Annotated in this window: 13 protein-coding genes; 4 read left to right on the top strand and 9 right to left on the bottom strand. The window is 67.6% G+C overall.

Annotated features, from left to right (window positions below; translation table 11 throughout):
* The first annotated feature begins 5 nt into the window (after window positions 1-5).
* From J2T23_RS00480 to J2T23_RS00470, 3 genes are all read left to right on the top strand, one after another.
* A complete protein-coding gene (locus J2T23_RS00480) occupies window positions 6-923 on the top strand; it encodes a LysR family transcriptional regulator (protein WP_141160251.1) in 918 nt (305 codons plus the stop codon).
* A 45-nt stretch (window positions 924-968) separates the two neighbouring features.
* Window positions 969-1,475 carry a DUF2004 domain-containing protein gene (locus J2T23_RS00475; RefSeq protein ID WP_141160250.1) on the top strand — a complete coding sequence of 169 codons (507 nt, stop codon included), beginning with the start codon at window positions 969-971 and terminating at the stop codon, window positions 1,473-1,475.
* Between the two features lie 64 nt (window positions 1,476-1,539).
* Window positions 1,540-2,253, top strand: coding sequence for a DUF4386 family protein (locus J2T23_RS00470; protein ID WP_307356291.1), 714 nt, complete (start codon window positions 1,540-1,542; stop codon window positions 2,251-2,253).
* Window positions 2,254-2,275: 22 nt separating this feature from the next.
* On the opposite strand, the gene metE is transcribed toward J2T23_RS00470, so the two are convergent.
* The 7 genes from metE to J2T23_RS00435 form a co-directional block, all read right to left on the bottom strand.
* Window positions 2,276-4,606 (bottom strand): 5-methyltetrahydropteroyltriglutamate--homocysteine S-methyltransferase, encoded by a 2,331-nt coding sequence (gene metE / locus J2T23_RS00465; protein WP_307356289.1) that lies wholly within the window; start codon window positions 4,604-4,606, stop codon window positions 2,276-2,278.
* Window positions 4,607-4,686: 80 nt separating this feature from the next.
* Window positions 4,687-5,652 (bottom strand): methylenetetrahydrofolate reductase, encoded by a 966-nt coding sequence (locus J2T23_RS00460; RefSeq protein ID WP_307356287.1) that lies wholly within the window; start codon window positions 5,650-5,652, stop codon window positions 4,687-4,689.
* A gap of 325 nt (window positions 5,653-5,977) precedes the next feature.
* A complete protein-coding gene (locus tag J2T23_RS00455) occupies window positions 5,978-6,694 on the bottom strand; it encodes a hypothetical protein (protein WP_307356285.1) in 717 nt (238 codons plus the stop codon).
* On the bottom strand, window positions 6,691-8,658 hold the full coding sequence (locus J2T23_RS00450; protein ID WP_307356283.1) for a vWA domain-containing protein: 1,968 nt from the start codon (window positions 8,656-8,658) through the stop codon (window positions 6,691-6,693). The genes J2T23_RS00455 and J2T23_RS00450 overlap by 4 nt, the downstream gene beginning before the upstream one ends.
* The gene (locus tag J2T23_RS00445; protein WP_141181708.1) at window positions 8,649-9,125 is read right to left on the bottom strand and encodes a hypothetical protein; all 477 of its coding nucleotides are present in this window, start codon (window positions 9,123-9,125) and stop codon (window positions 8,649-8,651) included. The genes J2T23_RS00450 and J2T23_RS00445 overlap by 10 nt, the downstream gene beginning before the upstream one ends.
* The gene (locus J2T23_RS00440) at window positions 9,115-10,017 is read right to left on the bottom strand and encodes a DUF58 domain-containing protein (protein ID WP_307356281.1); all 903 of its coding nucleotides are present in this window, start codon (window positions 10,015-10,017) and stop codon (window positions 9,115-9,117) included. Before J2T23_RS00440 ends, J2T23_RS00445 begins: the two co-directional genes overlap by 11 nt.
* Window positions 10,018-10,023: 6 nt before the next feature.
* Window positions 10,024-11,031, bottom strand: coding sequence for an AAA family ATPase (locus J2T23_RS00435; protein ID WP_307356279.1), 1,008 nt, complete (start codon window positions 11,029-11,031; stop codon window positions 10,024-10,026).
* Window positions 11,032-11,140: 109 nt separating this feature from the next.
* Between J2T23_RS00435 and J2T23_RS00430 the strand changes: the two genes are divergently transcribed.
* Window positions 11,141-11,368, top strand: coding sequence for a hypothetical protein (locus J2T23_RS00430; RefSeq protein ID WP_141160241.1), 228 nt, complete (start codon window positions 11,141-11,143; stop codon window positions 11,366-11,368).
* Here the strand turns inward: J2T23_RS00430 and J2T23_RS00425 are convergent.
* Window positions 11,365-12,195 carry a carbohydrate ABC transporter permease gene (locus J2T23_RS00425; RefSeq protein WP_246857452.1) on the bottom strand — a complete coding sequence of 277 codons (831 nt, stop codon included), beginning with the start codon at window positions 12,193-12,195 and terminating at the stop codon, window positions 11,365-11,367. The genes J2T23_RS00430 and J2T23_RS00425 overlap by 4 nt on opposite strands.
* On the bottom strand, window positions 12,192-13,073 hold the full coding sequence (locus J2T23_RS00420) for a carbohydrate ABC transporter permease (RefSeq protein ID WP_307356275.1): 882 nt from the start codon (window positions 13,071-13,073) through the stop codon (window positions 12,192-12,194). The genes J2T23_RS00425 and J2T23_RS00420 overlap by 4 nt, the downstream gene beginning before the upstream one ends.

Genomic DNA, 13,073 nt, shown 5'->3' with positions numbered 1-13,073 from the left:
AACTGGTGGTAAATCCCGTGCACCTGAAGACCCTCCTGGAGGTCACGCGGCTGGGCTCGTTCGCTGCGGCAGCCGCAACGCTTGGCTACACGGCCTCCGCCGTCTCGCAGCAGATGTCTGCGCTGGAGCGGGAAACGGGCGTCACCCTCTTCCAGCGGTCGGCGCGCGCGGTGATCCCTACGGAAGCCGCCGTCGTCATGACCCGGCACGCCGCCAAGGTGCTCACGGACATCGAAGCGCTGATGGCCGCCGCCTCACGGACGCAGGATACCGGGAGCCAGGAACTGCGGCTGGGCATCTTCCCCAGCCTGGCCACGTATGTCCTGCCGCGGATCCTGAAGAATCCGGCGTGGAAGAGGCTGGGGATCGACCTGCGGGTCTCCGTAGCGGAACCGGGCCAGACCATCCAGGGGCTGCGCACCGGTGGCGACCTGGACTTGGCGGTGGTGTTCCAGGTGGGCCAGACCGGCTTCGCGTGGCCCAACACGATCAACCGGCAATGGATCGGCGACGATGATTTCCGGGTGGTCCTGCCCGCCGGGTGGGGCTTCCGGGCCGATGCGAAGGTCGCGGCCGACCACCTGTCGGAGATGCCCTGGATCATGCATCATCCGGGCACCAGCGACGCCATGGTGATCGAGCGGCTGTTTGCCGGCTGCAACCTGCACCCCCGGGTGGTGGCGCACAGCGATGACTTCCACGCCAGCCTGGAGATGGCAGCCGCCGGCCTGGGCGCCGCCCTGGTTCCCGAACTGGCGCTCCGGAACAAACCCGCTGGCGTGGTGGTGCTGGACGTGCCGGAAATCCGGCTGGCCCGGAACGTCTTTGCGCTGCTGATCAATGACCGGAAAACCGCCAGGGTGCAGCTTTTCGTAGACCTGCTGGCCGAGACTCTCGCCGGGATGCGCACCGCGGTGAATTAGGCGCGAACGCTGGAATGGTCTGCCCTTCGGGTCTATGTTGAGACTATGAACAAGGTAGCGAGCCAGCACTTTGGGGAGATTGAGCTCAACCACGGCATGGATCATCTCTTCGCCGCCAAACATGAGCTGCGCGGCCATCCGCTGGAACTCGACCTGAAAATCAACGCCCACGACCACTTCGATGAAGCCGCACTGCGCAAGGTCGAATACCGGCTCCGCTTCCTGCCTGAACTGGTGGACGAGGTCCGGGGAATGATCGCCGAGGAGCTGGAGCAGGACGGCACCAGTCCGCAGGAATACCTGCACTTCCACTGCAACGCGCTCAAGGACGAACAACTGCATAAGGTCTTCGGCGTCCAGGACCGGAGCCAGCTCACCAACGAGGTGTTCCTCAAAGCCCTGAAGCTGGGGCATGTAGCCATCTACCCCGGGCAGCCGGAACGCTACTTCGTCCTGGACTTCACCCTCGGGGAGCACTTCACCGATGAGATCCTGGTGGCATCCGCTGACCAGGACGGCGTGGTGGACGACGAAATCGTCTGGGAGTCCTGAAGGGGATAATCTCCGGGGCGTTTGACCCTGGTGCTGCCCCGCGGCCGGTCCCAGCATAGGAGTTATGCAAGAGATCAGAACCGGTACGTGGCGGCTGGCTGCGTCGCTGATACTCGCCGGCGTGCTGGCATCAATATTCGCCGGCGTGTTCCACGCTGAGTCCCACGACGCCAACGACCACGTGGCCTCCTTCACTGCATACGCCAACAGCGGCATCTGGACCGCCGTGCATCTGGGCCAGTTCCTGGGGATGGCGTTGGTGTGCGCTGGACTCGTTTCCCTGTGGGCAGCAAGTGGCGCTCAGCGCCACGCCATGACCTGGGTTGCCCGGTTTGGCGCCCTTGCCGCCGCTGCCGCCCTGGCACTCTATGCCGCCCTGCAGGCAGTGGACGGCGTGGCCCTGAAGCAAGCGGTGGATGCATGGGCCGCAGCTCCGGAACCCGAAAAGGCAGCCCGATTCGCCACGGCCGAAGGAATCCGCTGGCTGGAGTGGGGAATGCGCAGCTACCACAGCTTCCTGCTGGGAGCCGCGCTGGTACTGCTGGGCGTTGTCGTGGTGGCCATGCACCGTGTTCCCCGGATCATCGGATTACTGATGGCGCTGTCCGGAATGGGCTATTTGGCGCAGGGGTGGATCATCGGCGAAACAGGGTTCTCGGGTGCCAACTCGGTGCCAACTTTGGTTGCTATCATGGCGATCGTCGCCGCGAGTGTATGGCTGTTCATCACCGCCGTGCGGATGAAGGATACGACGACGGCGGCGGCCCACCCAAGGTGACCCGCCGCCGTCGAGCGTTGCCTTACTTCGCCGTTTCCAGCAGGCCGGCGCGCACCGTCTGCGTGGCCTTGACCAGGTTCCGCAAGGACTCTTCAGTCTCGGCGTAGCCGCGGGTCTTCAGCCCGCAGTCAGGGTTGACCCAGAGCTGGCGGGACGGGACATGCCGGACGGCGGTGCTGAGCAGCTCCGTGACTTCCTGCTCGCCGGGAACGCGCGGGGAGTGGATGTCGTAGACGCCCGGGCCGACCCCGCGGCCAAAGCCGTGGGCCTCGAGGTCGTGGACCACCTCCATGCGGGAACGGGCGGCCTCGATGGAGGTCACGTCGGCGTCCAGGCCGTCGATCGCGTCGATGATCACGCCGAACTCGGAGTAGCAGAGGTGGGTGTGGATCTGGGTGGAATCGGCGGCACCGGCCGTGGCCAGGCGGAATGAGCCGACGGACCACTTCAGGTAGTCGGCCTGGTCGGCCTTGCGCAGCGGCAGCAGTTCGCGCAGGGCCGGCTCGTCCACCTGGATGACCTTGATGCCGGCGGCTTCGAGGTCGGCGATCTCGTCCCGCAGCGCCAGTCCCACCTGGTTGGCGGTTTCGCCCAGCGGCTGGTCGTCGCGGACGAAGGACCAGGCCAGGATGGTGACCGGGCCGGTGAGCATGCCCTTCATCGGCTTGCTGGTCAGGGACTGCGCGTACTCCGCCCATTTGACGGTTATGGGAGCACTGCGGGTGACATCTCCCCAGAGGATGGAGGGCCGGGTGCAGCGTGAACCGTAGGACTGGACCCAGCCGTGGACGGTGACGTCGAAGCCTTCCAGGTTTTCGGCGAAGTACTGCACCATGTCGTTGCGCTCGGGCTCACCGTGCACCAGGACGTCGTAGCCCAGCTCTTCCTGCAGGTCCACCACGCGCTTGATCTCGTCCTTCATGAGCCGCTCGTACTGTTCATCACTCAGCTCGCCCTTGGTGTTGCGCGCGCGGGCTGAGCGGATCTCTGACGTCTGCGGGAAGGAGCCGATGGTGGTGGTGGGCAGCGGCGGCAGGTGCAGCGACTCCTCCTGGGCCGCTTCGCGCACCGCGTAGTCGGACCGGGTGAAGTCCGCAGCGGTCAGGGCTTCGGTGCGGGCCCGGACGTCCGCGCGGTGGACGCCTTCTGCGGTGGCACGCGAGGTGATCACGGCGGTTGCCTGGTCGATGGCGGCTTTGGCGGAGGCGGGGTCTGCCAGGTAGGAGGCCAGCGTGGTGACCTCCGCGGCTTTCTGGTCCGCGAACGCAAGCCAGCTGCCGAGTTGCGCGGGCAGCCGGGTCTCCTCGTCAACGTCATGCGGGACGTGCTGGGTTGAGGTGGACGTGGAGACGGCGACCTTGGCAGCGGCGCCCTTCAGCTCGTCCAGCTTCGCCGCCGACGCCGCGAGGTCGTTGCGCCAGATGTTGTGGCCGTCCACGACGCCGGCAACCAGGGTCTTGTTGCCCAGGCCCGCCAGTGCTGCGGCGGAGGGAACAGAGCCCTTGAAGACGTCGATGTGCAGGGCGTCGATGTTGGTGGCGGCAAGCGTCCCCAGCTGGCCGCCGAGGGACCCGTAGGGGGTGGAGACGAGGATCTGCGGGCGGTTGGCCGCCGCGGTGAGGATGTCGTAGGCGCGGGCAACCGCTGCTTCGACCTCTGCAGCGGGGGTGTCCTGGTCGACCACCAGTGCGGGTTCGTCGAGCTGCACCCAGCCGGCGCCGGCGGCGGCCAGCTTTTCGAGCAGCTGGACGTACACCGGCAGGACGTCCTCGAGGCGGGACAGCGGCGCGAAGCCCGCCGGGGCGTCGTCGGAGGCCTTGGACAGGAGCAGGTAGGTAACCGGGCCGACGATATACGGGCGGGTTTCGATGCCGTTGGCCAGTGCGAAGGCGAACTCGTCGACCTTGGCGGTGGAGGCCAGGGTGAATTCGGTTTCGGGGCCGATCTCAGGGACCAGGTAGTGGTAGTTGGTGTCGAACCACTTGGTCATTTCCAGCGGCTGCTGGTCCTTGGTGCCGCGGGCCAGGGTGAAGTAGCCGTCGATGTCCAGCTGCCCGGCGGCGTTGAGGAGCCTGCCGAAGCGTGCGGGTACGGCACCCAGGTGGGCGGTGGTGTCCAGGACCTGGTCGTAGTAGGAGAACGTGCCGGGGACGGCTGCGGCCTCGGTCAGTCCCAGGTCATGGAGGCGCCTGGCGGTGGACAGCTGGATGTCCTTGGCGGCGGCGTCCAGCGCGGCGGCGTCGATTCGGCCGGCCCAGTAGGCTTCGACGGCCTTCTTGAGTTCGCGGCGGCGGCCGATCCTCGGGTAGCCGAGGATCGAGGCGGACGGGAAGGGCGTGTTGTTTTCAGGCATGGCAAAGGTCCTCAGGTCGGAGGTAGGTCAAAAAGGGCGTGGGTTAGCGCGGTGAAGCGTGAACGGTGCCGGGCCGGCGTTCAGCTGGCCAGCTGGGTCCGGGCAACGGCGGCCCGGGCGTGGCTGCTGCGGTTATGCCGCGGCAGGGCCAGCTTGTCCAGGACTTCCAGCGCGCTTTGGTGCTCGTTGAAGGTGTAGAGGTGGAGTCCGGGGGCTCCGGCGTCGAGGGCGGCATTGGCCAGGTCGACGGTGGCGTCGACGCCGATGTGGAGCCGTTCAATGTCGTTATCGGCAGCCGCGAGGCGATCCATCAGCCTGGGTGCCGGTTCCACTCCCGCCAACTCCCCCAGCCGCTTGAGGCGGCGGAGGCTGGTGAAAGGCATGACGCCGGGAATGATGGGAATGGTCACGCCGGCACGCCGGGCCCGGGTGAGCAGGTCCTCGTACTGCGAGGCTTCGAAGAACACCTGGGTGATGGCGAAATCGGCGCCGGAACGCTGCTTGGCGAGCAGCACTTCGACGTCGTGGTCTTCGCTGGGTGACTCCGGGTGGCGGGTGGGGTAGGCCGCCACGCCAACAGCGATCTTCCCGGCACAGAGCAGGGCCGAACGGCGCTGCTCCACCCGGCGGATGAGGTCGATGAGGTCCTGGGCGTACCGCAGGGACCCGGCCGCCGGCGGGGCGCCGTCCTGGGGGAGGTCGCCGCGCAGGGCGAGGATGCCACGCACCCCGATGTCCAGCAGGTCGCCGATGATCGCAGCGAGTTCCTGGGGGGTGTTGCCCACGCAGGTCAGGTGGGCCAATGGCCGCAGCGTAGTTTCGACCAGGAGCCGGTTGATGAGCTCGAGGGCGGTGTCCCGGTTCGATCCGCTGGCGCCGTAGGTGACGGAGACGTAGTCAGGCTCAGTAGTCTCCAACTCGCGGATTGTGGTCCAGAGGGTCTCCGCCGCCGCGGGCGAACGCGGCGGGAACAGCTCATAGGAGAGAGCCACCGGGGCGGTCTCGGATAACTGGGGATGTGCGTCAATAAGGCTTGGTGGTGACATTTGCGTCCTTGGCTTTTGGGCCATTGGGGCTGCCTGCCCAAAGGGCGGACAACCGGCAATGAATTTGAGTTTGGGAACACGGAGGGACTCCACGAGGACGCAGCCGCGACTGTTACGCCTGGAATGAAGTAGTCCGTGAGCAAATGTCAGGCCCACATGGGGGCACCCACACCCTCCGGAGCGGAGGATCGCTGACACGTTACCGCGGTAACTTGTCTAAGACTCTAGGGGGCCCGGCGGGCCGGGGACAAGTCGGTACCGAATTAAGACGCAGTTTTACGGGTTGTTTCTTGCGGCAACAGAATAATGTTCGTCCGTGGGCGCCCTACCACGGTCGCTCCGGGGCGGTGGCGTCCCCGCCGTCCAGGTATTCTTCCCGTTCGCGCCCGCTGTTCCGCTCCCGTTCCGCTTGCCGGGCACTGTCCTGCAATTGGTCCAGCTGACCCTGCCGGTTGTCACCGGACGGGTCCGGGGACGGCTCCCCCGCCTGCGCAGGTTCCTGCGCCGCTTTTTGTCCGGCGGCCCCCAGTTTGTCTTCCAGCCGGCCTTCAGCGTCCGATAACCGGCCGCCCGCTCCACCCTCCGCGTCGTTTGACCGGCAGCTTTGCGGCGCCTGCCCGGCAACGTCCAGCGCCTGCGTGAACAGTTGAACGGCCGACGCCGGGTCCCCGGCCTGGAGGCGCTGGTCACCCAGGCGTTCAATCACCAGGACGAGGTTCACGCGCACCGGGCATTCGTCACCGGATCCGTCCGGGACCATCGCCACCGACTGTTCGAACAAGGTCCGGGCACTCCGGTGGTCACCCGACAGCACGGCAGCATCGCCGGCGGCGAACGGCGCCTTGTGCGGCTCCACCAGGTTGGCTATTCCAAGGCCGCCGGCCGCACTGCCCACCGCGGACGTGTTTCCGGCCACGAAACCGGAGGCGGCCTGACGGGCGAGGACGCCCAGGCTGAGGAGCTTGGCGGCGACACACAGCGCCAGGAGCACCGGCAGGGCGGACCACAGCAGCAGGCGGCGCCTGCGGATGTTGGCCGTCACGGTTTGCCCCCATTGCGGGACGCGGGACGGAGCCCCTGGAGTTGACGGATGATGCCCACCGCTTCGGGCAGGGCCAGCAGGAAGGCACCGATGGAGAAGGCCCAGTAAAGCTCGCTGGCAGCTCCCAACGATCCGTCCTGGTCCGTTCGTTCGGCCCTGCCGGGGTGGGCCCGTTCCATCATGGCTGCCACAGGATCGCCGGCAGAGCGGTGGAGGTAGGGCACGCCCAGCTGGGAAGCGACGGTCCGCAGCCGCCCTTCGTCGATGACGGACAGCGCGTCCCCGGAGCTGCCGGGCCGGGTGTCCTGCACGTAGTCCGCCGGGGCACCGCTGCCGCCGCCGTCGGAAGCCTGGCCGGTGTTCGCTTTCATCCGGCCGCCGCCGGAGGTGCCGTACCCCAGCACCGCTCCCCCGGCCACCAGCCCGCCGTCGACCTTCATGGCCTCCGGCTCCTTGCCGCTGGTCTGTTCACCGTCCCCCAGGTAGTACACCAGCCGGGGCCGGTCCGGCCGGCTGTCCCGGGCAGCGGCCAGCCGTTCGGAAAGGACCTGCCTGGCCGCGGTGATGCTGCTGCCCCTGGCGTAGGCGGTCACCTGGGGTTCCATGACGTCCGTAATGGTTTCCAGCGCCAGGCCGTCGGTGCTGAGCGGCATCCGGACATGCGCCGTGGTGTCGAAGGTGATGACGGAGAAGCGGGCTCCCGGCAACTGTTCGGCGATGGCCATGATGTCCCCGCGGACGCCGTCCAGCCGCGGGGACCTGTTGCCGTAGTCCTCGGCCACCATGCTGGTGGTGGTGTCCACCACGAAGAACACGTTCAGGTCGGCGGTGGCGGCCTGCACCGAACCGCCGGGCATGGCGGGCCGGAGGGCAGCCACCAGGACCAGCAGGACAATCCCGCCCCGCCGCACCGCCACGCGGCTGCGCAGCGGTGTCCGCTGCAGGTGCCACAGGACCGCGGACAGTACGAGCCCGGACAGCAGCGCAACGCCCAGCGGCAGGCCCGGCACTTCCGAAAACACTGCCCGCGGTACTCCCTGGATCGCCGCCCTTTCGGTCTGCTCCACGGCGGTGACAATTTCCGGCACAGCATCGGGACTGCCGAGGGAGTAGTACGAACCGCCGGTAGACAAAGCAGCGGCGCGCAGCCGGGCACCGGGTTGGTCGGAATCGCCGCCGTAGTCCAGATCGCCCGGATTAAGAGCGTAGACATGCACCGACCGCTCCTTCGCCAGCAGGGCAGCCTGCTCCAAGGTCATGATCGGCTTGCCCGAAAGGAAGTTGTCCGTGGCCAGCACCACAGACCGCGAACGCGTGGGCATACTGCCGCCGCCTGCCGCGTTCCCGTCCTCACCGGAGGGTCCGCCGGTGGCTCCCGGGAAGCTGTTGAGGCAGGAGGCCAGGCCATCCCCGATAAGCGAGGATCCCCTGCTGCTCCAGGTGCCGTCCAGGAATCCGGAGCTTCCTGGTTTGCCGTCAAAGGCGTCCTTGGCAGCCTGCAGCTGCTCCTGGGCGTAGGCATAGTCATCGGTCAGCGGAAACACCTGGATGGCGCTGCTGTCGAAGATGGTCAGGCCGATCCGCTCGCCGCGGAAGTTCTTCGCCAGGCCGGCGAAGACCTCCACGACCGCAGCGTCGGCACCGCTCATGGAGCCGGAGGCGTCCAGGCAGAGCATGACGTCGCGGTTGTGCTGCTCCGGGCGGATGGTGGTCACGTCCGCCGGCCGCGCTGCCGCAACGGCCGTGGCTGCCAGCAGCACCGCGCAGGCGGTCGCGGCAGCGGCCAGCCAGCGGCGGTGCCGCCGGAGGGCTGCCTGGTATTCCGGGAGGGCGGTGAGCCTGTCGGCGTGCGCCACGGGCCGGCGCCCTACGTTGGAGCCCCGGCGCCCGCGCAGCGCAACCCAGGCCGCCGCACCGGCGGCCAGAGCGGCGAGCGGCAGCAGCCACCAGAAGATCAGTTCCATGCGCGCACCGCCTCGGAAGCTTTTGCTGCCGAGGCAGCCACGGAGGGCAGCGGTCCGGGGCCGAATTCGGCGGGATAGAGGGCCTCGATGACGTGTGCCGCAGCCGGGAGCGGGTGCCGGGCCAGGTCCTGGTGCGTCATCCTGGTGGCGTCGACTCCCGTTGCGTCCCGCACGAACCCGCGCAGCAGGAGGCTGACCTGCTGGTGCGCTGCGCGTGCGTCAAGGTTTCCCGCCGCCGCCTCCTGTTCCACATCGCGGATCCGCTGCAGGTACGCCGCCTTCAGCCCGGGCAGGTCCGTCAGGGCGGACCGGGAGCGGGCCCGGCCGGCCGTGGAGCGCACAGGAGGACGCGTGGTGGCAAACACGAAGACGTACCACCCTGCCACCAGGGCCAGGACTGCCGCGCCGCACCACATCCAGGCCGTGCTGTACTGCAGCGGGCCGTAGAACCCAGGGTCAGCCTGCACGCCGGTGCCTCTCCAGGAGGGCAAACAAGCCGGCGATGACATCCCCGCTGCCGGCCACCTCACCTTCGGTGATTCCGGCCGATTGCAGCATGGCTTTGCGGGCCGCGTCACGGTCCTTAGTGGCTGCGGCGTAGGCGGCCGCTACCACGGAGGACGTGGCCGGCTGCCTGGCCAGGAGGGAGGAATCTGCCACGCTGTAGGAGTCGCCGCTCCGGTGTAACCTTGCGTCGGCCAGGGGTGGAGGAACCAGTTCCGCATCCCTGACCGTCAGCCACAGGATCTCATGCTGGGCGCGCAGCCTGCGCAGGAGGCATCCGGTGGCATCGTCCGCAGCCAGTTCATCCGCGACGACGAACAGCAGGTGCCGTCCGCTGATGTTCCGCGCGATGTAGTCGAGCTGGTCCCGGATGCTGCTGCCAGGCGCGTCGAGGCCAGTGTGTGAGTCCACGTGCCGGAGCAGCCGTTCGAGATGCGCCTCTCCGCCCTTCGCCGGGAAGGACCGGGTTGCGGCCGAGTCACCGCACACCATTCCCACCACGTCGCCGTGCCGGAGGGCCAGGTAGCCCAGGACGCCGAGGGACAGCACGGCGATGTCCTTCTTCGCTTCCCCGGACCGCGCCTCCGCCGCCATGTTGCGTCCGGTATCGGTGACCAGGAGGACTGTCTGCCTGCGGACGGCCACGTAACGCCGGATCAAGGGCGAGCCGTGGCGCGCCGACGCTTTCCAGTCAATGTCGCGGACCTCGTCACCGGGGACGTAGGCGCGCAGGTCGTCGAAGTCCAGGCTGCGGCCCCTGAACACGGAACCGTATTCGCCGTCGAGCATGCCGCGGGCTTTGCGGTGCGCGAAGATGGCAATCTTCGATTTCACGCGCTGGAGGAGGGTGGCCATGCGGGGTCAGGGAGTCTGGACGGCGGCGACGATGGCGTCGATCACCGATTCCACGGGAACCTGCTCGGCCACCGCGTCAAAGTTCAGGATGAGCCGGTGCCGGAGCACCCGGTGGGCCAGCGACCTGACGTCCTCGGGGATAACGTGGTCCCTGCCGTTCAGCAGGGCCACCGCCCGGGCTGCCTGGCTGAAGGCAATGCTGGCCCGGGGGCTGGCGCCAAACTCGATGAACCCGGCAAGTTTCGCATCAATGTACGCGGACGCATTCCGGGTCACGTACACCAACCCCACGATGTAGTTGATCACCGCCGGATCGATGTAGATGCGGGCAGCCAGTTGCTGGATCCCGGTGACGGCGTCCAGGGAGGCGGCAGCGGCGGGCTTCTGCTCCGGGGTGTAGACGCCGGCGTCGATCCTGCGGATGATCTCGACCTCTTCGGCCGGGCTGGGGTAATCCAGGACGTCCTTGAGCATAAACCGGTCCATCTGCGCTTCTGGCAGCTGGTAGGTACCCTCCTGCTCGATGGGGTTCTGGGTGGCCAGGACAAGGAATGGCGAGGGCAGCCGGTAGTCCTGCCCGCCGATGGACGTCTGGCGTTCCTGCATCGCCTCGAGCATTGCGCTCTGGGTCTTGGCGCTGGAGCGGTTGATCTCGTCCAGCAGCACAATGTTGGCGTGGACCGGTCCGAGCTGGGTGTGGAAGCTTCCCTTGGCGGCGTCGTAGATCTGGGTTCCCACGATGTCGCTGGGCAACAGGTCCGGGGTGCACTGGATCCGGCGGAATTCACCGCTGACGGCGTCGGCAAGGGCCTGCGCGGCGGTGGTCTTCGCCAGCCCCGGGACGCTCTCCAGCAGGATGTGTCCACCGGTCAGCAGGCCCACCAGCAGCGATTCCCGCAGCCGGGACTGCCCCACCACCTTGGCATCGAAACTTCGCGAAATGTTGGCGGCCACCTGCTGCGCCCTGGCCAGCTCCGCAGGTTGGATTCGTGCGGGCACGCTGGTCGAAAGCACTGGATTCCCCCTGATGACGGTGTTGGGCGGACGGTCCGGGCCGGCCGCGTCCCGTCCGTCATCCTATCCAAGCCGGACAGCCCCGGCCCGGCAATGGGCACCCCTCCCCATGCGGGTCCGGCAGGTCTATCCTTTTGCCATGATTGAGCTCCCAGCCAGTTACAAGGAATATCTCGCCGACAAGAGCCAGGTGGTCATCGACACCGTCAGGCCCGTCCTGATGCAGTCCGCTGCCGATAAACTCCACGGCGTCCGCGTGGTGGACACCCACCATGGCCACCAGGCCCATCTGGATGACACCCTGCCGTTCGGTGTGGTGCTTGAGGACATCGATTAGCCCCTTACAGCTCCCGACAGGGCCAGTGAGTTGCCGGACCCGCGCGCCACGATGGCGTAGAGGGCCAGGACCGGAATCGAGTAGAGGATCGAGAATGCGGCCAGTTGGCCGTAGGCAACTGCCCCGTGCTGGCCGAAGAAGCTGAAGATCGATACTGCTGCCGGCTGCCTGCCCTCGGAGAGCAGCAGCACGAACGGGACGAAGAAGTTCCCCCAGGCCTGGATGAAGGCGAAGATGAATACCACGCCCAGCCCCGGGCCCATGAGCGGCAGCACGATTGCACGCAGGCCCGCCAGCCGGGAGGCACCGTCCACCCAGGCCGCCTCCTCCAGCGCCAGGGGCACGGCATCCATGAAGTTCCTGGTCATCCAGATGGCCATGGGCAGGCTGGTGGCTGCCAGGAACAGCACCGTGGCCGGGAGGGAATCCAGCAGCCGGAACTGCACGAACAGGCCATAGACGGGCACCATGATGGCCGTGACGGGCAGGCAGGTTCCGAAGAGGATGCCGGACATGAACGGGGTGGTGAAGCGGGAGCGGTAGCGGGACAGCGGGTAGGCGGCGAGAACGGCGGCGGCCAGCGTCACGATCCCCGTCCCGGCGGACAGCAGCAGGCTGTTCCACAGCGGCCGGAACAGCAGTTCCGGAGTGAGGACGGCGGCGAAATTGTCCAGGGCCGGCCGTTGCGGGACCTTGACCGCATGTCCCGCGGCAGGATCCAGCGAGCCGAGGACCAGCCAGAGCAGCGGCAGCAGGAAGCACCCCCCAATCAGCAGCAGGACCACATCCGCCAGGGTGCTGCGCCTGCCTTTTCGCCCGGCGGTCACGGCTTCTGTTCCTTCAGCAAACGAAGGTATGCTCCCCCGAATACTCCGCCGATGACGATCAGGACCGTAGCGACGGCCGTGCCATAGCCGATGTCTCCGAACTTGAAGGCCTCCTGGTAGGCCAGCACGGGCAGCGTGGTGCTGCCGTAGGCAGGACCGCCGGCGGTCATGACCCAGATCAGGGTGAAGACGGCCAGGGTCTGCAGCGTGACCAGCATCAGGTTGGTGGCTATGCTGCCCCGGATCACCGGAAGGGTAATGGACACCAGCCGCTGCCAGGCCCCGGCACCGTCCATCTGTGCAGCTTCGGTCAGCTCGCCGGGGACTCCGGCAAGCGCGGACCGGTAGACCAGCATGGAGAAGGCGGTCCCGCGCCACACGTTCGCCAGGATCACGGCCGCCATGGGAACCGCGTAGAGCCAGTCTGTCTCCGCCAGTCCCAGCCCGCCGAGCAGCTGGTTGAGTGTCCCGTCGCGGCTGAAGAAGGCGTAGGCTGCGAACGCCGCCACGATCTCCGGCAGGACCCAGGCGGCGACGACGGCGGTGCCGACAGTTGCGGAGACCACCGGCCGTGCACGCCGCATCAGGACCGCGAGGGCGAGCCCCAGCACATTTTGGCCCAGGATCGCCGAACCGGCGACGAAGAGGACGGTCAAGGCCAACGACAGCGGAAAGGTTTGGTCCTGCAGCAGCCGCTGGTAGTTGTCCAGGCCCACCCAGTCGGGGTTCCTGGCGTGGCGCCCGGTGAGTGCGGCGTTGGTCAGGGAGGCGTGGAAGGCCCACAGCACCGGGCCGGCGAGGAACACAAGCAGAAGCACGACGGCGGGCAGCACCGGCAGGTACCGGACCACGTGCCGTGTGCGGTGGCTGGCGGGCAC

The sequence above is a fragment of the Pseudarthrobacter niigatensis genome, from assembly GCF_030812615.1.
In the GTDB taxonomy this organism is placed as follows: Bacteria; Actinomycetota; Actinomycetes; order Actinomycetales; family Micrococcaceae; genus Arthrobacter; species Arthrobacter niigatensis.
This window is presented reverse-complemented; position numbering and strand designations above follow the sequence as displayed.

What these genes read in the sequence shown, in the direction of transcription:
- J2T23_RS00475 (WP_141160250.1), top strand. Translation starts at nt 969, where the DNA reads ATGAACAAGGTAGCGAGCCAGCACTTTGGGGAGATTGAGCTCAACCAC.
- J2T23_RS00470 (WP_307356291.1), top strand. Translation starts at nt 1,540, where the DNA reads ATGCAAGAGATCAGAACCGGTACGTGGCGGCTGGCTGCGTCGCTGATA.
- metE (WP_307356289.1), bottom strand. Translation starts at nt 4,606, where the DNA reads ATGCCTGAAAACAACACGCCCTTCCCGTCCGCCTCGATCCTCGGCTAC.
- J2T23_RS00460 (WP_307356287.1), bottom strand. Translation starts at nt 5,652, where the DNA reads ATGTCACCACCAAGCCTTATTGACGCACATCCCCAGTTATCCGAGACC.
- J2T23_RS00450 (WP_307356283.1), bottom strand. Translation starts at nt 8,658, where the DNA reads ATGGAACTGATCTTCTGGTGGCTGCTGCCGCTCGCCGCTCTGGCCGCC.
- J2T23_RS00440 (WP_307356281.1), bottom strand. Translation starts at nt 10,017, where the DNA reads ATGGCCACCCTCCTCCAGCGCGTGAAATCGAAGATTGCCATCTTCGCG.
- J2T23_RS00430 (WP_141160241.1), top strand. Translation starts at nt 11,141, where the DNA reads ATGCGGGTCCGGCAGGTCTATCCTTTTGCCATGATTGAGCTCCCAGCC.